The sequence below is a fragment of the Marinobacter sp. NFXS9 genome, assembly GCF_040148665.1.
Taxonomy (GTDB): domain Bacteria; phylum Pseudomonadota; class Gammaproteobacteria; order Pseudomonadales; family Oleiphilaceae; genus Marinobacter_A; species Marinobacter_A mangrovi.
The window spans coordinates 531,062-557,221 of record NZ_JAGDDW010000001.1 but is presented as its reverse complement, the minus strand read 5'-3'; the positions used below and the strand labels follow the sequence as shown (position 1 = coordinate 557,221).

General features: G+C 63.8%; 25 protein-coding genes, 1 pseudogene and 1 riboswitch. Of the genes and pseudogenes, 22 read left to right on the top strand and 4 right to left on the bottom strand.

Annotated elements, in window-relative coordinates:
- Nucleotides 1-11 precede the first annotated feature (11 nt).
- The 13 genes and pseudogenes from J3364_RS02435 to cobJ all read left to right on the top strand — a co-directional run bounded on the left by J3364_RS02435 (nucleotide 12) and on the right by cobJ (nucleotide 15,387).
- A complete protein-coding gene (locus J3364_RS02435; RefSeq protein WP_349556405.1) occupies nucleotides 12-1,484 on the top strand; it encodes a cobyric acid synthase in 1,473 nt (490 codons plus the stop codon).
- The gene (gene bluB / locus J3364_RS02430) at nucleotides 1,484-2,197 is read left to right on the top strand and encodes a 5,6-dimethylbenzimidazole synthase (protein ID WP_349556403.1); all 714 of its coding nucleotides are present in this window, start codon (nucleotides 1,484-1,486) and stop codon (nucleotides 2,195-2,197) included. The genes J3364_RS02435 and bluB overlap by 1 nt, the downstream gene beginning before the upstream one ends.
- A 49-nt stretch (nucleotides 2,198-2,246) precedes the next feature.
- A riboswitch (cobalamin riboswitch) is annotated at nucleotides 2,247-2,458 on the top strand.
- Between the two features lie 34 nt (nucleotides 2,459-2,492).
- Complete coding sequence (locus J3364_RS02425) at nucleotides 2,493-2,684, top strand: CbtB domain-containing protein (RefSeq protein ID WP_349556401.1); 192 nt, start codon at nucleotides 2,493-2,495, stop codon at nucleotides 2,682-2,684.
- 97 nt (nucleotides 2,685-2,781) lie between these two features.
- Nucleotides 2,782-3,546 (top strand): CbtA family protein, encoded by a 765-nt coding sequence (locus tag J3364_RS02420; protein ID WP_349556399.1) that lies wholly within the window; start codon nucleotides 2,782-2,784, stop codon nucleotides 3,544-3,546.
- Nucleotides 3,527-4,561, top strand: a pseudogene (locus tag J3364_RS02415) (magnesium chelatase ATPase subunit I); the annotation flags it as partial. The gene J3364_RS02420 and the pseudogene J3364_RS02415, both read left to right, overlap by 20 nt.
- A 671-nt stretch (nucleotides 4,562-5,232) precedes the next feature.
- Nucleotides 5,233-5,826: a cob(I)yrinic acid a,c-diamide adenosyltransferase gene (gene cobO / locus J3364_RS02410; RefSeq protein ID WP_349556397.1), complete on the top strand. Its 594-nt coding sequence runs from the start codon at nucleotides 5,233-5,235 to the stop codon at nucleotides 5,824-5,826.
- Complete coding sequence (locus J3364_RS02405) at nucleotides 5,826-7,217, top strand: cobyrinic acid a,c-diamide synthase CobB (RefSeq protein ID WP_349556395.1); 1,392 nt, start codon at nucleotides 5,826-5,828, stop codon at nucleotides 7,215-7,217. The genes cobO and J3364_RS02405 overlap by 1 nt, the downstream gene beginning before the upstream one ends.
- Nucleotides 7,208-8,308, top strand: coding sequence for a cobalamin biosynthesis protein CobW (gene cobW, locus J3364_RS02400; protein WP_349556394.1), 1,101 nt, complete (start codon nucleotides 7,208-7,210; stop codon nucleotides 8,306-8,308). The genes J3364_RS02405 and cobW overlap by 10 nt, the downstream gene beginning before the upstream one ends.
- A complete protein-coding gene (gene cobN, locus J3364_RS02395; protein ID WP_349556392.1) occupies nucleotides 8,308-12,156 on the top strand; it encodes a cobaltochelatase subunit CobN in 3,849 nt (1,282 codons plus the stop codon). Before cobW ends, cobN begins: the two co-directional genes overlap by 1 nt.
- Nucleotides 12,146-13,297, top strand: a complete 1,152-nt coding sequence (locus J3364_RS02390) for a ferredoxin-like domain-containing protein (RefSeq protein ID WP_349556390.1) — start codon at nucleotides 12,146-12,148, stop codon at nucleotides 13,295-13,297. The genes cobN and J3364_RS02390 overlap by 11 nt, the downstream gene beginning before the upstream one ends.
- Nucleotides 13,281-13,910 carry a precorrin-8X methylmutase gene (locus J3364_RS02385; RefSeq protein ID WP_349556388.1) on the top strand — a complete coding sequence of 210 codons (630 nt, stop codon included), beginning with the start codon at nucleotides 13,281-13,283 and terminating at the stop codon, nucleotides 13,908-13,910. Before J3364_RS02390 ends, J3364_RS02385 begins: the two co-directional genes overlap by 17 nt.
- Nucleotides 13,907-14,641, top strand: a complete 735-nt coding sequence (cobI, locus tag J3364_RS02380; RefSeq protein WP_349556386.1) for a precorrin-2 C(20)-methyltransferase — start codon at nucleotides 13,907-13,909, stop codon at nucleotides 14,639-14,641. The genes J3364_RS02385 and cobI overlap by 4 nt, the downstream gene beginning before the upstream one ends.
- Entirely contained in the window at nucleotides 14,638-15,387 is a 750-nt protein-coding gene (gene cobJ / locus J3364_RS02375) for a precorrin-3B C(17)-methyltransferase (RefSeq protein WP_349556384.1), read from the top strand. The genes cobI and cobJ overlap by 4 nt, the downstream gene beginning before the upstream one ends.
- Here the strand turns inward: cobJ and J3364_RS02370 are convergent.
- Entirely contained in the window at nucleotides 15,363-16,169 is an 807-nt protein-coding gene (locus J3364_RS02370) for a cobalt-precorrin-6A reductase (RefSeq protein ID WP_349556382.1), read from the bottom strand. The two genes, cobJ and J3364_RS02370, sit on opposite strands and share 25 nt — an antisense overlap.
- Between J3364_RS02370 and cbiE the strand changes: the two genes are divergently transcribed.
- Genes cbiE through cobF form a run of 4 tightly spaced genes read left to right on the top strand, consistent with a single transcriptional unit; the run spans nucleotide 16,111 to nucleotide 19,245 of the window.
- Nucleotides 16,111-17,319 carry a precorrin-6y C5,15-methyltransferase (decarboxylating) subunit CbiE gene (gene cbiE / locus J3364_RS02365; protein WP_349556380.1) on the top strand — a complete coding sequence of 403 codons (1,209 nt, stop codon included), beginning with the start codon at nucleotides 16,111-16,113 and terminating at the stop codon, nucleotides 17,317-17,319. The genes J3364_RS02370 and cbiE overlap by 59 nt on opposite strands.
- Entirely contained in the window at nucleotides 17,316-17,681 is a 366-nt protein-coding gene (locus tag J3364_RS02360; RefSeq protein WP_349556378.1) for a cobalamin biosynthesis protein, read from the top strand. The genes cbiE and J3364_RS02360 overlap by 4 nt, the downstream gene beginning before the upstream one ends.
- On the top strand, nucleotides 17,678-18,484 hold the full coding sequence (gene cobM / locus J3364_RS02355; RefSeq protein WP_349556376.1) for a precorrin-4 C(11)-methyltransferase: 807 nt from the start codon (nucleotides 17,678-17,680) through the stop codon (nucleotides 18,482-18,484). The genes J3364_RS02360 and cobM overlap by 4 nt, the downstream gene beginning before the upstream one ends.
- Nucleotides 18,481-19,245, top strand: a complete 765-nt coding sequence (gene cobF / locus J3364_RS02350; RefSeq protein WP_349556375.1) for a precorrin-6A synthase (deacetylating) — start codon at nucleotides 18,481-18,483, stop codon at nucleotides 19,243-19,245. Before cobM ends, cobF begins: the two co-directional genes overlap by 4 nt.
- 26 nt (nucleotides 19,246-19,271) lie before the next feature.
- On the opposite strand, the gene J3364_RS02345 is transcribed toward cobF, so the two are convergent.
- Nucleotides 19,272-20,222: a DUF2914 domain-containing protein gene (locus J3364_RS02345; protein WP_349556373.1), complete on the bottom strand. Its 951-nt coding sequence runs from the start codon at nucleotides 20,220-20,222 to the stop codon at nucleotides 19,272-19,274.
- A gap of 709 nt (nucleotides 20,223-20,931) precedes the next feature.
- On the opposite strand from J3364_RS02345, the gene J3364_RS02340 reads away from it, so the two are divergent.
- The 5 genes from J3364_RS02340 to J3364_RS02320 all read left to right on the top strand — a co-directional run bounded on the left by J3364_RS02340 (nucleotide 20,932) and on the right by J3364_RS02320 (nucleotide 25,043).
- The gene (locus J3364_RS02340; protein WP_349556371.1) at nucleotides 20,932-21,936 is read left to right on the top strand and encodes a DMT family transporter; all 1,005 of its coding nucleotides are present in this window, start codon (nucleotides 20,932-20,934) and stop codon (nucleotides 21,934-21,936) included.
- Between the two features lie 19 nt (nucleotides 21,937-21,955).
- A complete protein-coding gene (locus J3364_RS02335; RefSeq protein ID WP_349556369.1) occupies nucleotides 21,956-22,951 on the top strand; it encodes an ABC transporter substrate-binding protein in 996 nt (331 codons plus the stop codon).
- Nucleotides 22,952-22,985: 34 nt separating this feature from the next.
- Nucleotides 22,986-23,741, top strand: coding sequence for an ABC transporter ATP-binding protein (locus J3364_RS02330; RefSeq protein ID WP_349556783.1), 756 nt, complete (start codon nucleotides 22,986-22,988; stop codon nucleotides 23,739-23,741).
- The gene (locus J3364_RS02325; protein ID WP_349556367.1) at nucleotides 23,719-24,510 is read left to right on the top strand and encodes an ABC transporter permease; all 792 of its coding nucleotides are present in this window, start codon (nucleotides 23,719-23,721) and stop codon (nucleotides 24,508-24,510) included. The genes J3364_RS02330 and J3364_RS02325 overlap by 23 nt, the downstream gene beginning before the upstream one ends.
- A 77-nt stretch (nucleotides 24,511-24,587) precedes the next feature.
- Nucleotides 24,588-25,043 (top strand): nucleoside deaminase, encoded by a 456-nt coding sequence (locus J3364_RS02320; RefSeq protein ID WP_349556781.1) that lies wholly within the window; start codon nucleotides 24,588-24,590, stop codon nucleotides 25,041-25,043.
- A 39-nt stretch (nucleotides 25,044-25,082) separates the two neighbouring features.
- On the opposite strand, the gene J3364_RS02315 is transcribed toward J3364_RS02320, so the two are convergent.
- The gene (locus J3364_RS02315; RefSeq protein WP_349556365.1) at nucleotides 25,083-25,415 is read right to left on the bottom strand and encodes a branched-chain amino acid transporter permease; all 333 of its coding nucleotides are present in this window, start codon (nucleotides 25,413-25,415) and stop codon (nucleotides 25,083-25,085) included.
- Nucleotides 25,408-26,121, bottom strand: a complete 714-nt coding sequence (locus tag J3364_RS02310) for an AzlC family ABC transporter permease (RefSeq protein ID WP_349556363.1) — start codon at nucleotides 26,119-26,121, stop codon at nucleotides 25,408-25,410. Before J3364_RS02310 ends, J3364_RS02315 begins: the two co-directional genes overlap by 8 nt.
- Nucleotides 26,122-26,160: the final 39 nt, after the last annotated feature.

Sequence of the window (26,160 nt, the reverse complement as noted above, 5' to 3'; positions counted from 1 at the left end):
CTGTATTGACGATGACCACCTTGATGATTCAGGGCACCACCTCCGATGCCGGCAAGAGTACGGTCGTTGCGGCCCTGTGTCGCTGGCTGGCTCTCCAGGGCGTTTCAGTTGCCCCTTTCAAACCCCAGAACATGGCGCTGAACAGTGCGGTGACCGTCGACGGCGGTGAGATCGGCCGATCCACGGCGTTGCAGGCATTGGCCTGCGGTATCGAACCCCATAGCGACATGAACCCGGTGTTGCTCAAACCCCAGACGGATTCGGGCGCCCAGGTCATTCTGCGTGGCCAGGTCCACGGCAACATGGGGGCGCTGGACTACCATGCCTATAAAGCCAAGGCCGCTGACTCGGTGATGGCCGCCTGGCGCGCGCTTTCGGAACGGTACGACGTGATCGTTGCGGAAGGGGCGGGCAGTCCGGCCGAAATCAACCTGCGCGCGAACGATATTGCGAATATGGGCTTTGCCGAAGCCGCCGATTGCCCCGTGCTGCTGGTGGGTGACATCGAGCGGGGTGGGGTGTTTGCCCAGTTGGTCGGTACGATGGCGCTGCTCTCGGAAAGTGAGCAGGCTCGCATTGCCGGCTTCGTGATCAACCGGTTCCGGGGCGACGCGGGGCTGTTGGATTCCGGGCTGAGTTGGCTGACTGAGCGCACGGGGAAGCCGGTGGTTGGCGTGTTGTCCTACCTCAAGGGACTGTTACTGGACGCCGAGGACAGCGTCAACCTGGGCGGTGCCGATGGGGGTGGGAAGCTCCGGGTCATTGTGCCGAGACTGCCGCGTATCAGTAACCACAACGACTTCGATCCCCTGCGGGCGCATCCTGAGGTGGAGCTGAGATTCGTCGGTGAGGGCGAAGCGATTCCGTCGGGCGATGTCATCATCCTGCCGGGCAGCAAAAGCACCCGCTCGGACCTGGGCTGGCTGAAGGCACATGGCTGGCCGGCCGCCATCACCCGGCACCTGCGTTATGGCGGCCATGTCTTTGGGATTTGCGGTGGATTCCAGATGCTGGGGGAGTGGGTGGCCGATCCGGACGGACTGGAGGGCGCGCCCGGAAACACCGAAGGGCTGGGCTGGCTTTCGATCAATACGCGCATGGTCTCCGGCAAGCAATTGCGTAACGTCACCGGTAGCCTCCGCCTGGAGGGTCCGGAGAGCCAGGTGCCTCTGACCGGATACGAGATTCACAACGGGGTCACCACGGGGACCGCACTCAACAGGCCGCTGGCTCATCTCGACGGTCGGCCGGATGGCGCGATCAGTGACGATGGTCAGGTGATGGGCACCTACGTGCATGGTATCTTCGATCGCGCAGAGGCCTGTGCGGCGCTCCTGGCCCATTGGGGACTGCACAGTCACCGGGCCGTCGATTATCAGCAACACCGCCTTCTGCAGCTCGATAGGTTGGCGGATCAGCTGGAGAAAGAACTGGATACCGACCTGCTGCGTCGGCTACTGAAACTGAACGGGGAAACGGTTTGATGTCCGCCGACAACGCCTTTACCGACGAGGAACGCAGCGGACTGTACCGCGCCATTTTCGAGCGCCGGGACGTGCGCTCCCAATTCCTGCCGGACCCGGTGCCGCCGGATGTGCTCGGGCGTCTTCTGGAAGCCGCCCACCACGCGCCGTCCGTGGGTTTCATGCAGCCCTGGGATTTTCTGGTCATCGAAAGCCGTGAGGTTCGCCAGCGTGTGCTGGATAATTTCGACCAGGAAAACCAGCGGGCTGCGGACAATTACACCGGCGAACGCGAATCCACGTACCGCAGCCTCAAACTCCAGGGCATTCTCGATAGCCCGTTAAACCTCTGTATCACCTGCGACCGCAGTCGCGGTGGCTCGAACGTCCTGGGCCGGAATTCCATCGTTGAAACGGATCTGTTCAGCACCTGCCTGGCTGTCCAGAACCTGTGGCTGGCGGCACGGGCCGAAGGCATTGGCGTGGGCTGGGTCAGCATCCTGGACCAGGTCAAGCTGGCGCAGGTGCTGGAATTGCCGGAGGGCGTCTACCCGTTGGCTTACCTGTGTATCGGGTATGTGAGTGAATTCCTGGATCAGCCGGAACTGCAGGCCAAGGGCTGGCGTTCCCGGTTGCCGTTGGATGAGCTGGTGCACCATGACCGCTGGTCCGGCGCGCTGGGCTCTGAGCACCCGCTGGCGGAGTGGCTGGCAGAGCGGCCTGAACGGAAATAATCGTAAAATCGCCAGGATGCGTTGCGCCCGTCGTAAGAGTTGCATTACGATGGACGCCTTGAAGATGGGTGCCTCTCACAGAGAGGATAATCGGGAAGTATGGTGCGGCCTCACGGCCAATTCCATCGCTGCCCCCGCATCGGTAATGAAGATGTAGCCTGCACGAGCCACTGGCATTTGCCGGGAAGGCGTAGGCGACGAGACGGTCGACAGACCGTTTCCTCTTCGAGCCCGAAGACCGGCCCGTCACTTCGATCCATCCAATGACGGTGCGGCGGGCACCGGGGGAGATAACATGTCTGTAGTTTCCACGCCTTCCACGGAACGGGCGTCCCGTTCTGGTTCCCACGTTTCATCAGCCATCCAGCAGGGTGCGGTTGCGCTTTTCGGCGCGCTGATCCTTTATGCGGTGGGCTTCCTGCCGATGAGTGCCGCGCACAACGCCGCGCACGACACCCGGCACACGTTCGTTTTTCCCTGCCACTGAGCACGGACCATCACTGACAACCGCTGACGTTCGTCGGTCAATTTTCTGACCGGCCAACCGCGTCACGTGATTCTGTGTTTTCATCGGAGGGAAAACCATGTTCCGTTCATTGATCCTGGGCGCCTGTCTGGTTGGGCTGATCCTGGGGCTGGCCATGACGGCCTTTGAAGCATTGGGCACGTCGCCCATCATCCTTGCCGCCGAGCAGTACGAAACCGCTGAGCCGGTAGCTCACCATCACGATCACGCCGATCACGACCACGGCGATAGCGCAGGCCACCATCATGGCGATAACGCCTGGGCCCCGGCGGACGGCGCCGAACGCCTGTTCTACACCACGGTTTCCAACATCTGCGCCGGTATCGGCTTCGCGGCCATCCTGCTGGTCCTGATGAACCAGCTGCGGGAAAGGGGCCGAATCACGCCCAAGGTTCAACAGGGCTTGTTGCTGGGTGCGCTGGGTTACCTGGCGGTGTTCATTGCGCCTTCGATCGGCCTGCCACCTGAAATTCCCGGTGCCAGCGCCGCAGCTCTCGAACTCCGGCAAACCTGGTGGATCGTCACTGTGGTGTTGGCGGCCGCCGGTCTCGGTTTATTGTTTCTCGCAACGGGCTGGAAGCGGCTCCTGGGTGTGCCGTTGCTGATCGCTCCGCAGTTTTTCGTGCCGGCCCATGACGGACCGATGTTCGCCAATCCGGATCCCGAGGCGGTGCTGGCGCTGACCGAGCTGCATTACCGGTTTATCTGGGCATCCGGGCTGGCCAATCTCGGGTTCTGGCTGCTGGCGGGCGTGCTGTGCGCCCTGGTGCTGAAACGTCTGGCGGACAAGGGGCGGTTGGGTCATGTCAACGCAGCCGTCTGAGTTTCCGTTCACGGCCATCGTCGGTCAATCGTCGCTGAAGACGGCGCTGATCCTGAACGCGATCAACCCGAAAATCGGCGGCGTACTGATCAGCGGCCCCCGGGGAAGCGCCAAGTCGACACTGGCCCGGGCGTTGGCGGACATCCTGCCGATCGACGGTGATGGCAGCCGTTCGCCCTTCGTGAACCTGCCGCTGGGCACGAGCGAGGATCGCCTGATCGGCAGCCTCGACCTGCAGGGTGTGCTGGCTGATCAGAGCGTACGATTCCAGCCCGGTTTGCTGGCGAAGGCCGACGGTGGTGTTCTCTACGTGGACGAGGTCAACCTGTTGCCTGACGCGCTGGTGGACTTGCTGCTGGATGCGGCGGCTCGGGGCACCAACGTGGTGGAGAGGGACGGGATCAGCCACACCCACTCAGCGCGCTTTGCCCTGATCGGCACGATGAACCCGGATGAAGGGGAGTTGAGGCCGCAACTGCTGGACCGTTTCGGGCTGTGCCTGGAGCTGGAGCGCTCGATTCCACGAGCGGACCGGGTGGCCATCGTCCAGCAGCGGGAAGCTTTCGAAAACGATCCACTGCGTTTCTGCGCGCAATTTGCCGACGAGCAGCAGGCCCTGGCGGACCGCATTGTCCGCGCCCGGGAGAGTCTGGCGCGGGTAGCGACACCGGACTGGGTGTATCCCCACATCGCCGAACAATGCGAGGCAGCGGGCGTCGAAGGGCTGCGCGCGGACGTGACCTGGCACCGGGCGGCCCAGGCCCATGCGGCCTGGCGAGGGGGTTGCTCGATCTCGCTGCACGATCTCGAAGCGGTCGAACCCTGGGTGCTCGCGCACCGGCGCACAACACCGCCCACGGAACCGCCGGCGCCCAAAGACGGCTCATCCGGATCAGATCCGCTCGATGGTCAGAATAAGGGGCGTCAGGGTGAGGGCCGAGAAGAACAGGGGCAGTGGGGCGCTCTGCCGCCCGAGGCCCAGCGTACCGAAGCCGTCGACTGGCGCGCGCCACCGGCTTCACATTTGCAACACGATGCCCACCAGCGGACGACAACCCCGGCCTCACAAGCCCGCAAAGGCGATCACGCCGGGCATCGCCACGCCCAACGCTCCAACGACAAGCCGGACTGGTTTGCCACGTTGCTGACTAACCGGGGGCGCTGGCCCTTGCGTGAACTGCGCTTTCGCAAGGCCCGATCCGGCCAGCCCGTATTGCACCTGGTGCTGTTGGACACGTCCGGATCCACTTTGGGTAAGCGCCTTCTGGGGCGGGCTAAAGGTATGGTGGATTCTCTCGCACACCAGGCATATGCCGCCCGCGAGCAGATCGCTGTACTGGCGTTCGGCAACGATGGCGTGCAGTCGGTCCTGTCGAGGCGTCGAGCCCCCAAGGCCATGGCCGGCCGACTGGATGCGACCCATGGCGGCGGGGGAACACCCTTGCGCGCTGTCGTGAACCGCGCGGCGCAACTCATCCGGCAATGGCAGCGCCGCGAGCCGGGGCTGCATATCCGAACCTACCTGATTACGGACGGCCGCACGCGTCAACCCCTGCAGGATTTACCCAGGCTGGGGGACTGCGTCGTCGTGGACACCGAACAGTCCGCCATCAAGCGAGGGCGCGGCCCGCAGATTGCTGAACAACTGGGCGCGCTTTACCAGACGCTGCCCGCCATGGAGGCCTTATGAGCGACACAACACACGCCAGCCGGATGCAAAAGAAAAAGGATGTGGTGGACGGCCGCATCGCCCGGGCCACAGAGGAACGGGGCGTGCTGATCCTGCTCAAAGGAAACGGCAAGGGCAAAAGCAGTTCCGCTTTCGGGACGCTGGCCCGGTCTCTCGGTCATGGTCAGAAAGGGGCGGTTATACAGTTCATCAAGGGACGGCGGGAAACCGGCGAATACCGCTTTTTCCGGGAACACCCCAACCTCGACTGGCACATCATGGGCCACGGCTTCACCTGGGAAACCCAGGACCGGGAGCAGGACATCGAAGCGGCCCAGGCCGCCTGGAAGATTGCGGCTGACCTGCTCCGGGATCCGGCTTACCAGCTCATCGTCTTCGATGAGATGAGTTACATGTTCAAGTACGGCTACCTGGATCCGGAACCGGTGGTGGCCGCGCTTCAGCAGCGGCCCCGAAACCAGAGTGTGATCATTACCGGGCGCACCATGGCTCAGCCACTTCAGGCGATCGCCGACACCATCAGTGTGGTGCAGGACGAGCGTCATGCGTTTCGGGGCGGTGTCAAAGCCCAGGCCGGGATCGAATTCTGATGAGTGCAACGGAGTCTCCCCGCACCACTGGCAGCGCCCGTTGTCCTGCGGTCTTCATTGCAGCACCTGCCTCGGGCCAGGGCAAAACCACGGTCACCGCCGCGCTGGCCCGGCTGCTCCGCAACCAGGGCAAGGTGGTGCGGGTCTTCAAGACCGGGCCGGACTACCTGGACCCCCAGATTCTGGAACAGGCCTCTGGACAACCGGTCGACCAGCTCGATCTATGGATGGCCGGGGAAGCGTACTGTCGCCAGCGCCTCTATCAAGCTGCCAAACAGGCGGATCTGGTCCTGGTGGAAGGCGCTATGGGGCTATTTGACGGCGAGCCGTCCAGTGCGGATCTGGCCGCCCGCTTTGGCATTCCCATGATGGTGGTCATGGACGTCAAAGGCATGGCCCAGACCGCTGCTGCACTGATGACGGGCCTGGCCGGGTTTCGTCAGGACGTCCGCATCCTGGGACTGATCGCCAACAACTGCGGTTCACAACGCCATCGGGAGCTGATCGAACAGGCGCTTCCGGATTCGGTGCCCATGCTGGCCTGCGTGGCCCGCAATGCGGAGATGGCGTTGCCGGAGCGGCACCTGGGGCTGGTGCAGGCGACAGAAATCCGGGACGACCTGGAAACCCGTTTCGATGCGGGCGCCCGGGCCCTGGAAGCCGATGGGCTGGCCGCGTATCTGCTGGCCCAGCCTCCGGTGCATTTTGACGCTGCTGTGATCGACGACGAAGAGAGCCTGCCGTCACTCTTGGGTTGCACGATTGCGGTGGCTCGCGACGCCGCCTTCAGCTTCATCTACCAGGCCAACCTGGACCTGCTGGAAGCCATGGGCGCCGAGCTTCGCTTCTTCTCGCCGTTAGCGGACCCCGCGGTGCCGGTCTGCGATGCCCTGTGGCTCCCGGGCGGTTACCCGGAGCTCCATGGTCAGCAACTGGCGACGAACCAGGCCATGGCGGCTTCCATTCGAGCTTTCCATGAGGCCGGCAAACCGATACTCGCGGAATGCGGCGGGTTGCTTTATTGCCTGCAAAGCCTGACCGATTACGACGGACAGACTCACCCAATGCTGGGCCTGCTGCCCGGCGATGGCTGGATGCGCGGCCGGCGTGGCTGCCAGGGCATGCAGACGGCTGATCTGCCCGAAGGCCCGGTGCGCGCCCACGCCCATCATCGCTCCATCGCGGAGGGCACACCCGAGCCGATCGCCTTTGGTCGCCGCCAGCGCCATCCGGCACCGGGCGAGTCGATTTTTCGTCAGCGGCAGCTGACGGCCACCTATCTCCACCTCTTTTTTCCGAACAATCCGGCGGCCATTGCCCGGCTGTTTGGCGCTGACGCGCCACAGCCTGCAACCGTCGCTGAAACCGAGGAGTGCCAAGGATGCAACTGAACAAGATTCCCGCCACCGTTGTGACCGGCTTCCTGGGCAGCGGCAAGACCACGCTGCTGGCCAGCATCCTGCGCCAGGTGACGGGCAAGCGCATTGCCGTCATCGTCAACGAATTCGGCGAGCAGGACATCGATTCCAACCTGTTGCGCAGTTGCGCCCTCGGCTGCGAGGACGAACGGCCGGTTGAAGGAGAGGAGAGCGGCATCTATGAACTCGCCAACGGCTGCATTTGCTGCACCGTGGAGGAGGAGTTTCTGCCGGTGATGAAGAAGCTGGTGGAGCGCCGTGCCGACATCGACCACATCCTGATCGAAACCAGTGGTCTGGCTCTGCCCAAGCCTCTCGTTCAGGCCTTCAACTGGCCGGACGTTCGCCAGCATTGCACGGTCGACGCGATTATTACCGTGGTGGATGGTCCCGCCGTGGCCGCGGGCCGTTATGCCAGCGATGAAGACAAGGTCGAAGCCCAGCGTCGCGCCGACGAGAACCTGGATCACGACCCGAGCCTGCGGGAATTGCTGGACGATCAGCTCGGTGCCGCCGATCTGGTCCTGGTCAGCAAGACCGACCTGTTGAGCCCGGAGGAGCGGCAGCGGGTGGAAGATCTGGTTCGCAATCAGGTGGCTCCGGCGGTGAAGTCGCTGTTCATCGATCAGGCCACGCTGGCTGAAGACACCGCGCAACTCGAAGCCCTGATGGGCATCGGTGCGGCCAGTGAAGACAACATCGACCGCATCGACAACCATCACGATCGCTACCACGCCGAAGGCGCCCATCACGACCACGCCCACGACCACTTCGACTCCTGCGTCATCAGCCTGGGCGAAGTGGATACCGAAGCGTTTGCCGGGGCCTTGCAGCAGCTGCTCAAAGACAACGAAATCTATCGGGCCAAAGGGTTTGCGGCGATTCCGGGCAAGCCCCTGCGCCAGGTGGTGCAGGCAGTCGGGGAGCGACTGGACCGTCATTTTGACCGTCTCTGGGGCGCCGAAGAGCCGCGTCGCACGCAACTGGTGATGATCGGCAAACACCTCGACACCGATGCGCTTCGTAGCGCGCTGGCGTCAACCGAGATCGCAGCGACCGCCTGATGCACCTGTTCGCCGCCAAACCCGGAGGCTTCGTCGACGATGAGGGTATCGTCGATCTGCAGCAGACCCCGGCTGATATCGTCATCCTGTCCGCCGCCGACAGTAGTCTGTCGGCGCTGGCGCTGGCAGTCGATCGTCTGGGGGAAGGCTATCCGTCGGTACGGCTGGCGAACTGGATGAACCTGGTCAAACCCGCTGCTTACGATCTTTACGAGGATCGCGTGCTTGAAGGGGCGCAGTTGGTGATCGTCTCCCTGCTGGGCGGCAGCGCGTATTGGCCTTATGGCTTCGAGCGATTGCAGGTCTGGGCCGAAGCGAAAGCCGGGCGGCAGCTGATCGTCGTACCGGGGTGCGACGCCCCGGACGATGCACTGCTGGATGCGTCGACGATTCCTTATGAGGACGTCCATCGCGTCTGGCGCTTTCTCCGGGAAGGCGGCGCCGACAACGCCGAGCAGCTTCTGCGGTTCATTGGCGAGCGTTGCCTGGGATTGGATCTTGACTGGCGAGAGCCCCGTGCCGTCCCGCAAGCATTGTTGTACGCCCCTGGAACCGTCGGCCAGGAAACGACCCTCAGGGAATGGCAGGTCGGTCGCGCCCCGGATCGCCCCGTGTGTTTGCTGGTGTTCTACCGCAGCCATCTTCTGGGCGCCAATACGGCCGTTCTGGACGGTCTGATCGACGCGCTCAGGACGGAAGGGCTGGAGCCTCTACCTGTGGCGGTGGCATCGCTCAAGGAGGCACGTTGTGTCGCCTTCGTGAATCACCTGATTGAGCACACCGGCGCAAGCCTGATCGTCAATACGACCGGGTTTTCGGTCAATCGCAGCCCGGACGATACCGTGTTATCGAGTGGGGCCGAGCCGGAAGGTCTTTTTACCGGGCGACCGGTGGTCCTCCAGGCCATGTTGTCCAGCAGCACCGAAGAGGACTGGGTCGACCAGAGTGGCGGCTTGCGATCCCGGGATGTGGCGATGCAGGTGGTGCTGCCGGAGATGGATGGGCGCATCATCACCCGGGCGATCGGCTTCAAGGCGGAAGCGCATTTCAGCGACCGTTGTCAGCTGTCCGTGATTCGCCACGTGCTGCACCCCGAGCGGGCCCGATTCGTTGCCCAACTGGCACGACGCTTTGCCGCGCTGCGAAAAAAACCGAATGCCCACAAGCGAGTAGCCCTGGTGCTGGCCAATTACCCCAACCGGGACGGTCGCATCGGCAATGGCGTGGGGCTGGACACACCGGCGTCCACAGTCCGGATCCTGCAGGCCTTGGCGGCTGACGGGTATCCCATTGAAGAGCTCCCGGCGAGCGGCGATGCATTGATTGAACAACTGCAGGGCGCCGTCACCAACCAACCCGGGTCCATCGACCTTCGGCCCTGCTGGCAGAGCCTGGCCGTCGAGGACTATCTGGCCTGGTTCCAAACGTTGCCCCAGGCGTTGCAGGACAGCGTCCGCGTGCGCTGGGGCGAACCCGCGGACGATCCCAAGTACCGCCAGGGGCGACTGATGATCGCAGGCATCCGCCTTGGCGAGACGTTTGTCGGCATCCAGCCGGAGCGGGATTTTATCGACGATCCGACCCAGAGCTACCACGATACCGAACTGGTCCCGCCTCACAGCTATCTGGCGTTCTATCTTTGGCTGCGTGAGTTCTACCGGGTGGATGCCATCATCCACGTGGGCAAACACGGCAACCTGGAGTGGCTGCCGGGCAAGAGCACCGCGCTGTCGGCCGACTGCTGGCCGGACATTGCCCTGGGGCCACTGCCGCATTTCTATCCGTTTATCGTCAACGATCCGGGCGAGGGCGCCCAGGCCAAACGTCGCTCCCAGGCCGTGATCATCGATCACCTGATGCCACCGCTGGCCCGGGCGGAGCTCTATGGGCCGATGGCCGAACTGGAAGCACTGACCGACGAATACTACCAGGCCCTGGGCATGGATCCCCGCCGGGAAGAGGTGCTGCGCCGTCGCATTGTCGACCATCTGCGGGCGAACGGCATCGACCGGGAGTTGGCGCAGGACATCGACATCGGTTGCGATGAAGCGCTGCTCAACGAGCTGGACACGTACCTGTGCGACATCAAGGAAGCGCAGATCCGCCACGGCCTCCACGTGCTGGGGACCTTACCCGAGCCTGATAAGCTGGCTGGCACGCTGGTCGCCATCCTGCGCCTGCCCAGAGGTGAATCCGTCGCCGAACGGGGGCTGCTCCATAACCTCGCTGCCGATCTTGGGCTGGGCGACTTCGATCCCCTGGCGGCTGGCGCGGAAGCCTGGACCGGGCCGCAGCCCGAAGCGCTTTTCCGTCTCGATGAAGCGCCCTGGCGAACGGTTGCCGATACCCGGGAGCGGCTGGAAAAACTCGCGGAGCGACTGGTTCACGATGCGGTCCTCGGCGACGGTGAGCCCGAAGCGCTGGCCGGCGACTATCCGTCAACGGCGATCCAACTCCGCTTTGCCCGGGACACCGTATTCGCGTCGATGCAGCGCGGTACGGAGCTGGAAATCCAGTCCCTGCTGGACGGCCTGTCCGGTTGCAGCGTGCCGCCGGGTCCCAGTGGCGCCCCCAGTCGCGGCCGCCTGGATACGCTGCCGACCGGACGGAATTTCTTCACCGTCGACAATCGCTCCATTCCATCGCCGGCGGCCTGGTCGTTGGGAGAGAAATCCGCCCAGGCCTTTATCGAGCGTTATTTGCAGGACAACGGGGATTTTCCCCGTCGTCTGGGGCTCTCGATCTGGGGCACGGCCACCATGCGTACCGGCGGTGACGACATCGCCCAGGCGTTTGCATTGATGGGGGTTCGTCCGGTCTGGTCCGCGGGTTCGCAACGGGTGATCGATATTGAGGTGATTCCCACCATGCTGCTGCAGCGTCCGCGGGTGGACGTGACGCTCCGGGTATCGGGCTTTTTCCGCGACGCTTTCCCGAATGTGATCCGACTTTACGACGCCGCGGTGCAGGCCGTGGCCCGTTACGAGGAGCCCGGTCAGGACAACACCGTTCGTGACGCCGTCCAGGCGCGCCAACAAGCTCTGATGGCCGAAGGCGTCGATGAAGAGGGCGCCTTTCGCCAGGCCAGCTACCGGGTCTTCGGCAGCAAGCCCGGCGAATACGGCACCGGGCTCAATCGCCTGATCGACGGCCGCCACTGGAACACCGCTGACGATCTCGCGAATGCCTACCTCAAGTCGGGGGCATACGCCTACGGCCAAACGGATGACAGCGGCGTCGAAGCGCGAGAGGCATTTGAACGGCAGCTCGGTGAGCTGGACGCGGTGATGCAGAACCAGGACAACCGCGAGCACGACATCCTCGACTCCAACACCTACTACGCCTTCCAGGGCGGCATGGCGAACGCCAGCCGGGCGGTGAGTGGCCAGGCGCCGGCGATCTACCACGCCGACCACGCCAACCCCGCGCGGCCACACATTCGAACCCTGAACCAGGAACTCAACCGTGTGATCCGTTCCCGGGTACTCAATCCGAAATGGATCGAGGCCATGCGGGAGCACGGCTACAAGGGCGCCTTCGAGATGGCCGCCACCGTCGATTACCTGTTCGCCTACGACGCGACCACGGATCTGGTGGCCGACTACCAGTACGCCCAGGTCACCGACGCGCTGGTGCTCGACCCGGCCAACCAGCAGTTCCTTCGCGACCACAACCCGGCAGCGCTGGAAGAAATGGCGGAGCGCCTGCTGGAAGCCACCCAACGGGGACTTTGGGAATCGCCGGGAGCGCACGCCGAGGCGCTACAGGATCTTCTGCTGGATATCGATGAGGCACAGGAAGCGGCACCGGCCGCCACCGCTGCGGAAGGGGGTGCCCATGGCCGCTGAAGCGCAGGTAAAAGGCTGGTGCCCCGGCGCCTGGCGTCCGATGGCGTCCGGCGATGGCCTGCTGGTTCGCATCCGGCCCCATCATGGGCGCCTGACCCGGACACAGCTGCTGGCCGTCTGCCAGGCGGCTGAGACGCAGGGTTCGGGGCTGATTGAACTCACCAATCGCGCCAACCTGCAGCTTCGGGGCATTACTGAAGACGCCTGGCCCGCATTGATGACGAATTTGGCGGCCCACGGTCTGGTCGATCCGGATCCGGCTACCGAATCCCGACGCAATATCGTCCTGGCCCCCGATTGGCAGGAGGGCGACGCCACCGATAGGGCAGCCCGGTTGCTGACGGTTCGCCTGAGCGAGCTACCGGAACTCCCCGGAAAAGTGGGGTTCGCAATGGACGCCGGGTCCGCGCCGCAACTGAGCGCGGTCCCGGCTGATTTCCGACTCGAGCGAACCGCCGATGGCCGGTTGTTGGTCCGCGCCGATGGTCGACGCCGGGGCACCCCGGTGACATCCGTTGAACACGCTGTGGCGTTGATGATCGATCTGGCGCACTGGTTTGTCGACAGTGGCGGGAACGCCGCTGGCCGAGTACGACGACACCACCAACCGCTGCCGGACCTGGCCCCGGAAGCCGCCGCGCCGGCCGACACCATTGAGCCGTTGTCCCTGGGCGCCCATCCGTTGGGGCACGTCTTTGGCCTGCCGTTCGGTCGCATCCATGCTTCGGTGCTGAAAGCTGCCCTGGAACGCTCCGATGCAGATTCGATCAGGGTCACTCCCTGGCGTCGATTAATACTGGAAGGCGCGATGCCCGAAACCCTTGAAGGCCTGATCAGCGATGACACCGACCGTCGCCTGTCGGTCGATGCCTGCCCTGGGGCGCCGTATTGCGAGCAAGCCAGCGTGGCCACACAGAAACTGGCAGCCGACCTCAGCCGCCGTATCGGCGGCCGCCTGCATGTATCGGGCTGCAGCAAAGGCTGCGCGGCCCATCAGCCGGCCCCGATTTGCCTGACCGGGCGCAATGGCCGCTTTGACCTGATTCTGGATGGCCGTGCAGACGGCTTGCCCACCGCGACCGACCTGGAGCCATCCGACGTTTGCGATTACCTGGAGAGCATTGATGCCTCACGTTTATGAAACCGACGGCCCGGCCATCTATCGGGAGTCCTTTTCCATTATCCGGCGCGAGGCCGAACTGGCGCGGTTCTCGACTGATGAGGAGCCGGTCGCGGTCCGCATGATTCACGCGGCCGGGCTGGTGGAGCTGGCGCCGCACATCCATTTCCATGGTGATGCCGTCAACCGGGCCCGCGCAGCGTTGGAGCAGGGCGCCCCCATCCTCTGCGACGCCCGCATGGTGTCGGAAGGCATCACCCGCAAACGGTTACCGGCGGACAATCCCGTGATCTGCACCTTGCACGACGAGCGCGTACCCGGGCTGGCCCGGGAAATGGCCAACACCCGCTCAGCGGCGGCGCTGGAACTCTGGCGGCCGTATTTGCAGGGGGCGGTCGTGGCGATCGGCAACGCGCCGACGGCGTTGTTCCACCTGCTGAACATGCTGGAGGACCCGGACTGCCCGAAACCGGCAGCGATCATCGGTTGCCCGGTCGGCTTTGTCGGGGCGGCCGAATCCAAGGAAGCTCTCTGGGAAACCGCGCCGGTGCCGTGCTGCATCGTACGCGGCCGATTGGGCGGCAGCGCCGTCACGGTCGCCGCCATCAACGCCATCGCGGATCGAACCGAATGACCAAAATGACCAAAGGCACTGTTTACGGCGTGGGGCTCGGCCCGGGAGCCCAGGATCTGATGAGCGTGCGGTCCGACCGGCTGATCCGGCAGGCATCCCACGTGGCCTATTTCCGTAAGAAGGGACGCACCGGCCACGCGCGCAGCATCGTCGATGGGATGATGAACCCGGAAGCGGTCGAACTGCCCATGGAATATCCGGTGACCACCGAGATTCCCTTCGACGACCCTCGCTACAACGCGTTGCTCTCGTCCTTCTACGAAAAGAGCGTCGCCCAGCTGATCGAAATCGCCCGGGCCGGGCATGACGTGGTGGTGCTGTGCGAGGGCGATCCGTTCTTCTACGGCTCATTCATGCACCTCTATACCCGGCTGCTGGACGCGGTGCCGGTGAACGTCGTGCCCGGCATTACCGGCATGTCTGCGGCCTGGACCGCCACCGGCCAGCCCATTACCTGGGGCGATGACGTTATGACCGTGGCCATGGGCACTCTGCCAGAAGCGACGCTCGCCGAACGCATGGCGCAGACCGACGCGTTGGTGGTGATGAAGATCGGGCGCAACCTGGCCAAAGTCCGGCGGGCCCTGGCAACCGCCGGCCGAGAGGGCGAGGCCTGGTTGATCGAATACGCGGCCATGTCCAGGGAGCGGGTGATTCCCTTCAGTGAGGCCGGGGATACGGCCCCTTATTTTTCCATTCTGCTGATTCACGGAAACGGGAGGCGTCCATGAGCGGCTGGCTGACCATCGCCGGGTTGGGTCCCGGCGCCGAGTCGATGATGACACCGGAAGTATCCGCTGCCCTGGCGGAAGCCACCGACGTCGTCGGGTATCTGCCGTACGTGGAGCGTGTGGCACCCCGGCCAGGGCTGGTGCGTCATGGCTCCGACAACCGGGAAGAGATTCGTCGGGCCGAACACGCGCTGCAGATGGCTGCCGATGGCCACCGCGTGGTCGTCGTGTCATCCGGTGATCCGGGTGTGTTTGCCATGGCGTCGGCGGTGTTCGAGGCGCTGGAATCCGGTGATCCCGACTGGAAGCACCTCGACATCAGCGTGCTGCCTGGTATTTCTGCGATGCTGGCCGCCAGTGCCCGGGCCGGAGCACCGCTCGGCCACGACTTCTGCTGCATCAACCTGTCCGACAACCTCAAACCCTGGTTGCTGATTGAAAAACGCCTGTGTCTGGCCGCGGAAGCCGATTTTGCCATGGCCTTCTACAATCCCCGCTCGCGGGCGAGGCCGGACGGTTTTGCCGAGGCCCTGTCGTTGCTGCGGGAGGTGTGCGGTCCGGACCGGCTGATTCTGTTTGCCCGGGCGGTGTCCACCGACGAAGAGAGTTTGCGGGTGACCACACTGGGAGAGGCCACACCAGAAATGGCCGACATGCGCACGCTGGTGATTGTCGGATCCAGCCAGACACGGCTGATCAAGCGCGAGGGCCAGCCGCTGCTTTACACGCCCAGGTCGGCGTCGTGACCCAGCCAGGCCAACACATCGTCCACCGTGTGGACTTCCTGCCGCGGCGGCGGATCCGGGCGATCGATCATCAGCACCGGCAGGCCGAGTTCCCGGGCGGCGATGAGCTTGGCATCGGCGCCCGTACCACCGGCGTTCTTGCAGACCACCCGGTCGATGCCGTGGGATTTAAGCAGCGCGCGATCGCCGTCGACGGTAAACGGCCCACGATCGACGGTGACGGTGTGATAGGGCAGCGGAATCGCAGCCTGAGGTGTGTCCACCAATCGCAACAGGTAATGATGCTGCGGTTGGCGGGCAAAGGCGTCCAGGTGCATGCGACCGATCGCCAACATGATCCGCTCGGAAGGCCCGGCCAGGGCATCGACGGCAGCCTCGATATCGGGCACGTGCTGCCACTGATCGCCCGGCACCGGCGTCCAGGGCAGGCGAGTCAATCCCATCAAGCGTACGCTGGTTCGATCCGCTGCCGCCACGGCGTTGTGGCTCATCTGGCTGGCAAACGGGTGAGTGGCATCGACCAGGTGGGTGATGCGGTTGTCCAGGAGAAAGCTGGCCAGGCCGTCAACACCGCCGAAACCGCCCACACGGGTTTCTACCGGTTGTGGTCGGGGGCTGGCCACGCGGCCTGCGTAGCTGAACAGGGCGGGGATGCCGCTTTCGGCAACAACCCGGGCCAGGGCACTGGCTTCGGTGGTTCCACCAAGAATCAGGACTTTCACGATGACGGACGCTGAGCGCGCTCCCTGGCTGACAATCGTAGGTTGGGGGGAGAGTGGCATAAGCGGGCTCTCTGCGGCAAGCCGGCGGGCACTGGGCGAGGCCGATTTGATCTACGGCGCACGCCGGCATCTGTCGGTATTGCCCTCGATGAACACCGAGGTCCGCGAGTGGCCGGTGCCCTTTGCCGAGGGCATCCCACCCTTGTTGGTCGAACGCGGTCGGCGGGTGGTGATGCTGGTCTCGGGAGATCCGTTCTGGTTCGGCGCCGGGGCCACGCTGTCGCGGCATTTGTCCCGGGACGAATGGGAGGCGCTGCCGTCGCCGTCGACGTTCAGTCTGGCGGCGTCCCGTCTGGGCTGGTCCCTGGAGGATTGCACCTGCCTGGGGCTTCACGCCAAACCACTGAACCGCATCCGCCCGAACGTGCAGCCGGGGCGTCGCTTGCTGGTACTGGTTCGCGATGGGGGCGCCGTCGCAGAACTGGCCAACAAGCTCAGCCAATGGGGCTTCGGGCACACCACCATGCACGTACTCGAATCGCTGGGCGGTGAGCGTGAACGGGTACGCTCGGCAGCGGCCGACGGGGAGCTGCCGCTTGATATCGCCCATCCGGTTGCCGTTGGCCTGGCCATTCGCGGCACGGGCGCGGCCATACCGTTGACGCCGGGCTTACCCGATCACTTTTTCCAACACGACGGCCAGATCACCAAGCAATCCATACGGGCCATGACCCTGTCGGCCCTGGCACCCAAAGCTGGCGAAAGACTCTGGGATATCGGCACCGGCTCGGGTTCGGTCGCCATCGAATGGTTGTTGGTGCACCCACAGAATCAGGCGGTCGCGTTTGAGCGCTCTCCCGAACGGGCCGCCCGCGCCCGCCATAACGCTGAGGCGCTGGGTGTGGATTGGCTAAACGTCATTGAGGGAGCCGTACCGGCGGCGTTGTCGGATCAGCCACAGCCGGATGCCGTCTTTATTGGCGGCGGTCTATCGGACAACCTGTTGGCGACGCTCTGGGAGAGGCTTCCGTCAGGCACGCGCCTGGTCGCGAACGCAGTGACGCTGGAATCCGAAACCCTGCTGGCACAATGGCAAGCGTCCCGGGGCGGCGAATTGCTGCGGCTGGAGCTCAGCCACGCTGCGCCCATCGGCACCCGCCGGGGCTGGAAGGGCAGCTATCCCATCGTGCAGTGGCGGGTGACCCGATGAAGGTGGCGGGTTTCGGGTTTCGTCAGGACGCTGATGCATCGGCCCTGCAAGAAGCGCTGGTCCAACTGATTGAACGCTATGGAGCGGTCGATCACCTGGCAGCGGCCGAATCCATGCTGCCACGGGTTGAGGCTTTGGGGCGAGCTCTGTCATTACCCGTTATCCCGGTCGCGGATCACGAGCTTTCTGGCGCCGTGACATTGACCCAATCAGAGGCCAGTCAGCAAGCGAAAGGCGTGGGCAGTGTGGCGGAAGCCGTCGCGCAGCTCGGTGCCGGCGCCGGCAGCCGTTTACTGGGCCCACGTGTGATATCCAGTGACCGTATGGCCACCGCTGCCATGGCTGAAGGAGTTGAACCATGACCGTCCATTTTATTGGGGCCGGCCCCGGCGCGGCCGATCTGCTGACCCTACGCGGCCGTGACCGGATCGCGTCCTGTCCGGTTTGCCTCTATGCCGGCTCGCTGGTGCCTGAGGCGATACTGGCGCATTGCCCGCCGGAGGCGCGGATCATCAACACGGCGCCCCTGTCCCTGGATGAGATCATCGCGGAAATCCAGTCCGCCCATGACGCGGGGCTGGATGTGGCGCGCCTGCACTCGGGCGATCTCTCGGTCTGGTCGGCACTGGGTGAGCAACTACGGCGGCTGCGGGCTCTGGATATTCCCTACGAGATCACGCCCGGCGTGCCGTCGTTTGCGGCGGCTGCCGCGACGTTGGGTCAGGAGCTGACCCTTCCGGGCGTGGCGCAATCCGTGGTGCTGACCCGGACACCCGGCCGGGCCAGTGCCATGCCGGTGGGTGAAACCCTCGCCAACTTCGCCCGCACGGGCACCACACTGGCGATTCACCTGTCGATCCATAACCTGTCGCAAGTGGTTGAGGATCTGGCGCCGTATTACGGTGCCGATTGTCCGGTGGCCATTGTCTGGCGAGCCAGTTGGCCGGATGAACGCGTGCTGCGGGGAACGTTGGCAACCATCGAAGCGGTAATGGATTCGTCCATGAACCGGACCGCCTTGATTCTGGTTGGCCCGGCGTTGGGCACCGAGGATTTCTCCGAAAGCAGCCTCTACGCCGTCGGGTATGATCGCCGCTTTCGACCCCAGTCGGCGGATTCACCCTTCGCGGGTACCGAGTTCGGCGGGGAAGGGGAACCCCAATGATTCACCTGTCCCTCATCGGCATTGGCACCGGCAACCCGGATCACGTGACCCTGGCCGCGGTGCGCGCCCTGAACGACGCGGATCTGATTCTGTTGCCCCGCAAGGGCGACGCCAAGTCCGACCTGGTGGATCTGCGGCGGCTGCTCTGTGACACCCTGTTGACGAACGACTCCGGCGCCCGCGTGGTTGAGTTCGATCTCCCCAGGCGGGCGGCGAGTGGCGATTATCTCGAGGCCGTCGACGATTGGCATGCGGCGATTGCCCGGGTTTGGGACGCGCAAATTGCCGAGCACCTGACTGAGGGGGGCCGCGTGGGTCTGCTGATCTGGGGCGACCCATCCCTGTATGACAGCAGTCTGCGTATTGCCGATCGTTTGGCGCGTGCAGGACGAGCGGTCGATGTGGATGTTGTACCGGGTATTACCAGTCTGCAGGTGCTGACCGCTGCCCATCGGATTCCCCTGAACGCGCTGGCCGAACCGGTGCACATCACCACCGGTCGCCGTCTGCGCGAGCGGGGCTGGCCGGATGATGCTGCGTCCGTAGCCGTGATGCTCGATAGCGGCGGTGCTTTCGACGCGCTGCCGCCCGAGGGGCTTCGGATCTGGTGGGGCGCTTATCTGGGGATGGACAAGCAGTGCCTGATCGACGGTCCGCTGCAGGATGTCAGTCCGCTGATCAAAGCCCGTCGGGCCGCGCTGAGAGAGCAGCACGGCTGGATCATGGACATCTACCTGATCGCCCGCCAGCCGTTGCTCTGAAGGGGTGTCGTTCAGGCTGGCCGGTTCTATTCAGTCACCCGGAACCGGCCCGTTGCCAGCACGTCGCCTTCATCGGTTACCGTCTTCACACGCCAGTCCCCCAGCATACTGCGATTGATGTTCTTGCTGCTCGACGCCCGCATCTGGTCGAGGTAGGCATCGATCGACACCCGGGCCATGCGCTGGTCGCCCAGATACCAGTCGTGGTAGACCGTATGGCCCTTCAGCCCCTTGAGTTCATTGAAGTAGTAGACCTTGATCAGGTCGTCATCGCCCATATGCACCAGTGACGGCAGCACCGTGGTGGGTTCGTGCCCGTCGACGGCCGGGGTAAGCTGCGCCCGCAGCAGATGATCGGACTTGATGGTCACGCGGCTATTGCCCTCGTCTTCCGCGGCTGGGGGTGCCGGTTCCTCAACCGTAAATGAGCCGACTTCAGCGTCGTCTGCAGGAGCCGGTGCCTGAGCGGGATCAGCAATGACGGAAGGCGCTTTCTCTTCCTGAGTCATTGCGGTCCCGGTCTCCACTTCCGGAGCGGCGGTTCCCGCGTCAGGGGCACCCGTCCCGGCCTGAGTGTCTTCGGGGACCGGCGTGTTCGGCTCGCTTGATTCTGCCTGCATGTCACCGGGCGGGGTATCGGTTTCGGGAGATTCCGTACTCTTGGGCGTCTCCGGCAGGCCGTTCATCGAATCGTTCGAGGGTATCTGCGCTTCTGTGGGCGTCGTGGGCTCAGGCAGGGCTGGCTCCTGAGTCACCACCTTGCCTGCAGCGACCAGTCGCGACTGGTTGTCGGTCGAATCCGGTCCGCTGACCCAGGACCAGAGCAAAAAACCGAGAATGGCCAATACGATCACGCTAACCAGCACCACGCCGATAATGCGTCCCCAGTGATACACCACGACGTCTTGGCCCGATTCGTCGGACTGGCGGGTCGCAGCGCGAATGCGCAGGTTGTAGGCGGGCCTGTGGTCACTCATGGGTCTGGGCGGTCTCCGTAGAAAGCGAGTTGACCGCCTATTCTAGGCCGGGGATACATTTTGTAACAGATCGCAGACCACGATAGACGCTATCCGAACGCGCTGTGGACGTTGGTTACCGGTCTCTGAGGCAGCGGGCGGGGCTGCCCGAGGCCGTCGGACCGCCGACATTAACGTCGCTATAAGGATTGGCAAGGCGGCCGCTTTCAGACAGGGCTCTTTCGCTCAATGCTGTTGGCGAAGGTGATGATCGCCTCCTCAAGCGGTTCCGGCTTCTGCGGGTGTTGCGGATCATGTCGAACTCAACGTTCCGGGCTCGTGGATCGTCCGCCGACACCTCCTCGCCGATATAAAAACCCTCCTTCAAAGCTGACCGGTTGGACAGGTTGGCATCCGGGACGAGGTGAGATTGGTTTGCGGGCTGCCTTGGAGCGGGCCGGCCCGTTACCGGTGCGTATCGGATCGGAATGGCTCATTTCAGTGCATGGCCGAGGCGCCAGCGCGCTGAAATGCGGGTTTGACCACGTCCACAATGTGGCACCTGGTTTGCATTCGATAAATGCTGAATAGCTGGTCAGGATAATTTCAAGGCTGCCCTGGCGATGCTTTGTAAAGCGTCACAGGCGTTTCTGGAAAGTTGGCCAGCTGGGCAGACAGCCGATCCGAAAGGTCGATCGGCGATCGATTTGAACGCGACCAGGACAAACCCATGCCAGTAACACGCCAGGTTGGAGCCGATCGCCCGGAAAGCGCGGGCGCCCAGTATAACTGGGGGCTCGGCTATCTGTTGCTGGCCTGCACCGCGCTGGGGTGGGGGTGCAACTTTCCGGTGATGAAACTGGGGCTGGCCCAGAGTCCGCCGCTGCTGTACACCGCCCTGCGCATGCTGCTCGGCGTCTCCACAATGCTGGTGATTGCCTACCTGACCGGCAACCTGCGCCTGCCGCACAAGCGCGACTGGCCGGTGGTGCTGTCCGTCGGCGTCCTTCAGAACATGGGCTTTATTACCCTGGCGACACTGGGGCTTCAGTACCTGCCGGCGGGCCGAGCCGTCATTCTCGCCTATACCACGCCCATCTGGGTGGTACCGGCGGCCGCCCTGTTTCTGGGAGAACGCCTGAACCTGCCGAAAGCCATCGGCGTCGGCTTGGGGCTGACCGGGCTGCTAACGATCATCAACCCGCTGTCTCTGGAGCTGGCAGACAGCGACGTCCTGACCGGCATTGCGCTGATTGTCTGTGCCACGCTGGTCTGGACCGCCGGCCTGATTCACGTCCGCCGCCACCGGTGGCACGGGGATGTGTTGTCGCTGATTCCCTGGCAGATCGGCATGTCCGTCACCGCGCTGGCGCCCATCGCCCTGTGGCTCGAAGACCCCGCCGACATTCAGTGGAGCCTGTCGTTTGGCCTGAACATCCTGTTCAGCGGCATCGTCGCGTCCGGGCTGTGTGTCGCTGCACAGGTTGCCGCGATGCGCTCGCTGCCAGCCGTGAGCCTGTCTCTGAATTCCGCGGCGGTCCCGGCTGTGGGCATTCTCGCGTCCTTCCTGATCCTTAACGAAACCCCGTCCGTCACGGACATCACCGGCTTTGTCCTGATTGCTGCCGCCATTGTCCTCGTGGGGCTGGCGGACTGGCGTCAGGCCCGGCTTGAGCGGCCCGCCATGCGAGAGCGCGCAACGCCGCAAGACCCAACGATAACGAAAGCAACGTAGACCGAAACGGAGAGTACCCATGATGATGAAATGTTCCCGAATGCTGTTGATGGCGGCCGCGCTGGGCACGAGCAGCCTGGCGGCGGCCGCTGACAAGGTGGTGTTCCAGTTGGATTGGCTGCCGGGTGGCGACAAGGCGCCGGTCTACGTGGGTATTCAGGAAGGCTACTTCGCCGATGCCGGGCTTGAGGTGAGTATTGCCAGCGGGCGGGGTTCCACCGACGCGGTGACCAAGATGGCGACCGGCCAGTCCGACATCGGCAGTGCGGATATCGGCGCGCTGATGGCCGCCAAGGCGCAGGATGACGTGCCCGTCAGTGCCGTTTATCCGCTGTTTACCCAGGCGCCTCACGCGTTTTTCGTGCTGCAGAGCAGTGACATCCATAGCATCGGCGACATCAAGGGCAAGACCGTCGCCACTTCGCCGTTCACGTCCTCAAACGCCTTCTTGCCCATCGTGCTGAAAGAAAACGGCCTGGCGGCGCACGACATCAAGCTGACCAAGACCGATCCCGGGGCCCTGGGGCCCATGCTGATGACGGGCAACACCGACGCCATCATTGCCTGGGTGACCAATGTGGCGCTGTTCCAGAGCCAGGCCGCCGATGCTGGCAAGGCCCTCCGCGTATTGCCCTGGTCCGAAGCCGGGCTTGAACTCTACAGCTCCGCGATCCTGGCCAGCGACACGTTCCTGGAGAAACGGCCGGAGGTGGCCAGGCGCTTTCTGAAAGCCTTCGCCAAGTCCGTGGCCTTCACCCGCGATAACCCGGAGAAAGCCGGCGAGGACCTGCACACCATGGTGCCCGAAGTGGATCCCGACGTCGCCGCGGGCCAGATACGCGACACCATGAAGTTGATCTTCAACGAGGCCACCGAGCAGGACGGCGTCGGCGTCTTCACGCCGGAGCGGATCGCCCAGACCTGGACCTACGTCGCGGAAGCGAACGATCTGCCGGCGTCGTCCCTGGATCCGGAAACCATCGTCAAACGTGGCTTTGCCCCGGAGTCGAAGTGATATGACCCAGCAACACGAACGCGCGTTCGTGCGGATGGACGGCGTCGGGCATCGATATGATCCCGCGCCCGACGCGCCCATGGCCGTGCAGGACATCAACCTGGAAATTCACCGTCACGAATTCGTGGCGGTGGTGGGCCCCTCCGGCTGCGGTAAGTCGACCCTGCTGCGCATGGTCTCGGGGCTTCTGATTCCCAGTCATGGCGAGGTGAGCGTTTTCGGCAAGCAGGTGGACGGCCCCCGGGACGACGTGGGCATTGTCTTTCAGAAGCCGACGCTGTTGCCCTGGCTGAGCGTTCGCAAGAACGTCCTGTTTCCGCTGAAGCACAAATACGGCCGCTACAACCGGCAGGATGAAAAACGCGCCGACGAGCTGCTCGCGATCGCCGGCCTGGAAGCCTTTGGCGACAAGATGCCCGATGAGCTGTCCGGCGGTATGCAGCAGCGGGTCGGGATTGTCCGCGCCCTGTTGCTCAACCCCGACATCCTGCTGATGGACGAGCCGTTCTCGGCACTCGACGCCATGACCCGGGAACAAATCGGCTTCGACCTGCTGAAGATCTGGAACGAGCAGCCCAAAACGGTGCTGTTCATCACGCACTCCATCTCCGAAGCCGTGCTGCTGGCGGACCGGGTGCTGGTGATGAGCAAGCGCCCGGGTACCGTGCTCGACCTCATCGACATCGACCTGCCGCGCCCGCGCAGCGCCGAAACCATCAGGGAACCCCGTTTCAGCGATCTGACCGACCGGATAAGGAAGCACATCTATGAACCCGAAGCCGTCGCCTGATTCCAGACTGCAACAGCAGCTACTGCGGTTTGCGCCTGGCCTGTTCTTTGTCGGCCTGATCGTCCTGTGGGAAGCGGTCTGCCGCCTGGCGCAGCTGCCGACGTTCGTACTGCCGGCCCCATCCGCGATCTTTCACGCGTTCCTGAATGTGGCATTCAGTCGCTGGATGGAACACCTGTGGGCCACGTTGAGCGTCGCGCTGATGGGGTTTGCGATCTCGATCGCCATCAGCATTCCGCTGGCCATCGCCATGATGCGGTCCGAGTTGCTGTCGCGCACGCTGTATCCGCTGCTGGTGGTGATCCAGTCGACCCCGGTCGTGGCCGTGGCGCCGCTGATCATCGTGCTGATGGGCTCGGACGACCCGTCGCGGGTGCTGATCACCTGTCTGCTGACGTTCTTCCCGCTGGTGGTGTCTACCGCAACGGGCATCAACGAAACGCCGGCGGAGCTGATCGAACTGAGCCGCTCGCTGGATGCGCCGATCCGCCGTGAAACCTGGCAGATCCGGATTCCCTATGCCATCCCGCACATCTTCAGCGGCCTCAAGGTGGCCATCACGCTGGCGATTATCGGTGCCGTGGTGGCCGAATTCGTGGCTGCGGAAGAGGGGCTGGGGTACTTCATCCAGTTCTCGACATCGTTCTTCAAGATTCCCCAGGCGTTTGCCGGCCTGTTCTTCCTGGCCTTTATCAGCCTGATCCTGTTCAAGTCGGTACAGTGGGTGCAACAGATCTTCTTCGGCTGGAGCCTTCCGAAAAAGAAATAGCCCGGTTTAAATCCATATAAGTCATAAAGATGGGAATATATTTTAACGTGGAATATAACGACACCGATCTCAAATTTCTGCGCTCGACCATCGCGCTTTCGGAAGCCATTGCGAAAGAGGGCGTGCACCCGTTTACCGCGATGCTGGTGGGGCCGGACAACGACGTGCTGATGGAGCAGGTGAATGCGTTCCTGCCGGACCAGGACATGACCGGCCACGCGGAGCGGGTGCTGATGACGCGAGCCAGCAAAGCCTACCGCCCGGATTTCCTGGGCCAATGCACCATGTACGTCTCGGCGGAACCCTGTGCGATGTGTGCGGGAGCGGCTTACTGGGCCGGACTGGGGCGCGTGGTTTACGGCGTCAGCGAAAAGCGTCTGAAATCGATTACCGGCAACCACCCGGAAAACCCGACGCTGGATTTGCCGTGTCGAACCGTGTTTGAGGCCGGTCAACGGGAGGTCGTCGTGATTGGGCCGCTACTCGAGGACGAGGCGGCCCGGGTGCATCAGGACTTCTGGAACCGCCATTGAGGTCATCGAGCTGTCCGCGCCGGGGCGGCTCTGTCTGAATCAGCTCAAGCCAGCCTGCTGGATCGCCATATAGCAGGCCGTGCCTGCAATAATGGAGAGCAGGGCGTTACGACGCCACAGATGCAGCCCCACCACAATCAGGCTGGGTACCAGCGCATCCGCTCCCAGAACTGGCGCCGACCAGTTGCCCGAGCGCAGCAGGAAAATCACCACCAGCAGGGACATGACCGCCGCCGGCAGGAATCGACCCAGGTGCTGGATCAGCGGATGCTCGCTGTGCCTGGAGAAAAAGGCGAACGGGATCACTCGTGTCGCAAACGTCGCGAGGGTCCCGACGGCGATAAAGGCCAGGAGGTAGGTCATATCATCCATGGCTGCGCTCCTGTGAGCCTGTGGCCTCGGTCGGGCGATGGAAACGATAATGCGTCAGCAGCGTCAGGGTGGCCAGGACCACCGCGCCGATCAGTTGCTGATCCGCGGGAAGCAGGGCCAGGCTCAGGCCCGCAGCGGCCGCACCGATCCAGATCGGCAGCATTTGCCCCAGGACCTTGTATTGCTCGATGGTCAACACGATGAACAGCGCCACCAGCGCGAATTCGATGCCGGTACTGTCGAAACTCACCGCGCGTCCCAACCAGGCGCCCAGTGTCGAGCCGATCACCCAGTAGGACTGGTTGTACAGGGTGATCAGCACGTCCCGACGCTGCTCGGCCGCGGCATCGCCCGTCCGGTCGCGGCTGGTCAGCAGGGAATAGGTCTCGTCCGTCAGACCGAAAATCAGGTAGCCCTTGCGCCAGCCAGCGCCCCGGAAGCGGCCGAGCAAAGACAGGCCGTAAAACAGGTGGCGGGCGTTGAGGACAAACAGGGCCACAAACACTTCCAGCAGACCGGCATGAGCGGCCAGCAGGCTGACGGCGAGAATCTGGCCGGCTCCGGCGTAGATGGCCAGGGACATCAGGGTGGCACCCCACCAGGGGTAGTCGAGCTGGGTCACGAACAGCACGCCAAAGGCCATGCCCAACGGAATATAGCCAAACAGGATGGGAAGCGTGAGTTTGAAAACGGAGCGATCAGTCACCGGGCAATGCCTTCTATAAAACCGGGCGCCGATAGTAAA

Excerpts from the sequence above, each read along its gene's own strand:
- cobO (WP_349556397.1), top strand. The coding sequence starts at position 5,233 with ATGAGCGACACAACACACGCCAGCCGGATGCAAAAGAAAAAGGATGTG.
- bluB (WP_349556403.1), top strand. The coding sequence starts at position 1,484 with ATGTCCGCCGACAACGCCTTTACCGACGAGGAACGCAGCGGACTGTAC.
- cobF (WP_349556375.1), top strand. The coding sequence starts at position 18,481 with ATGATTCACCTGTCCCTCATCGGCATTGGCACCGGCAACCCGGATCAC.
- J3364_RS02360 (WP_349556378.1), top strand. The coding sequence starts at position 17,316 with ATGAAGGTGGCGGGTTTCGGGTTTCGTCAGGACGCTGATGCATCGGCC.
- cobJ (WP_349556384.1), top strand. The coding sequence starts at position 14,638 with ATGAGCGGCTGGCTGACCATCGCCGGGTTGGGTCCCGGCGCCGAGTCG.
- cobW (WP_349556394.1), top strand. The coding sequence starts at position 7,208 with ATGCAACTGAACAAGATTCCCGCCACCGTTGTGACCGGCTTCCTGGGC.
- J3364_RS02405 (WP_349556395.1), top strand. The coding sequence starts at position 5,826 with ATGAGTGCAACGGAGTCTCCCCGCACCACTGGCAGCGCCCGTTGTCCT.
- J3364_RS02425 (WP_349556401.1), top strand. The coding sequence starts at position 2,493 with ATGTCTGTAGTTTCCACGCCTTCCACGGAACGGGCGTCCCGTTCTGGT.
- J3364_RS02325 (WP_349556367.1), top strand. The coding sequence starts at position 23,719 with ATGAACCCGAAGCCGTCGCCTGATTCCAGACTGCAACAGCAGCTACTG.
- J3364_RS02345 (WP_349556373.1), bottom strand. The coding sequence starts at position 20,222 with ATGAGTGACCACAGGCCCGCCTACAACCTGCGCATTCGCGCTGCGACC.
- cobI (WP_349556386.1), top strand. The coding sequence starts at position 13,907 with ATGACCAAAATGACCAAAGGCACTGTTTACGGCGTGGGGCTCGGCCCG.
- cbiE (WP_349556380.1), top strand. The coding sequence starts at position 16,111 with ATGACGGACGCTGAGCGCGCTCCCTGGCTGACAATCGTAGGTTGGGGG.
- cobN (WP_349556392.1), top strand. The coding sequence starts at position 8,308 with ATGCACCTGTTCGCCGCCAAACCCGGAGGCTTCGTCGACGATGAGGGT.
- cobM (WP_349556376.1), top strand. The coding sequence starts at position 17,678 with ATGACCGTCCATTTTATTGGGGCCGGCCCCGGCGCGGCCGATCTGCTG.
- J3364_RS02390 (WP_349556390.1), top strand. The coding sequence starts at position 12,146 with ATGGCCGCTGAAGCGCAGGTAAAAGGCTGGTGCCCCGGCGCCTGGCGT.
- J3364_RS02435 (WP_349556405.1), top strand. The coding sequence starts at position 12 with ATGACCACCTTGATGATTCAGGGCACCACCTCCGATGCCGGCAAGAGT.
- J3364_RS02370 (WP_349556382.1), bottom strand. The coding sequence starts at position 16,169 with ATGCCACTCTCCCCCCAACCTACGATTGTCAGCCAGGGAGCGCGCTCA.
- J3364_RS02315 (WP_349556365.1), bottom strand. The coding sequence starts at position 25,415 with ATGGATGATATGACCTACCTCCTGGCCTTTATCGCCGTCGGGACCCTC.
- J3364_RS02340 (WP_349556371.1), top strand. The coding sequence starts at position 20,932 with ATGCCAGTAACACGCCAGGTTGGAGCCGATCGCCCGGAAAGCGCGGGC.
- J3364_RS02420 (WP_349556399.1), top strand. The coding sequence starts at position 2,782 with ATGTTCCGTTCATTGATCCTGGGCGCCTGTCTGGTTGGGCTGATCCTG.
- J3364_RS02385 (WP_349556388.1), top strand. The coding sequence starts at position 13,281 with ATGCCTCACGTTTATGAAACCGACGGCCCGGCCATCTATCGGGAGTCC.
- J3364_RS02335 (WP_349556369.1), top strand. The coding sequence starts at position 21,956 with ATGATGATGAAATGTTCCCGAATGCTGTTGATGGCGGCCGCGCTGGGC.
- J3364_RS02330 (WP_349556783.1), top strand. The coding sequence starts at position 22,986 with ATGGACGGCGTCGGGCATCGATATGATCCCGCGCCCGACGCGCCCATG.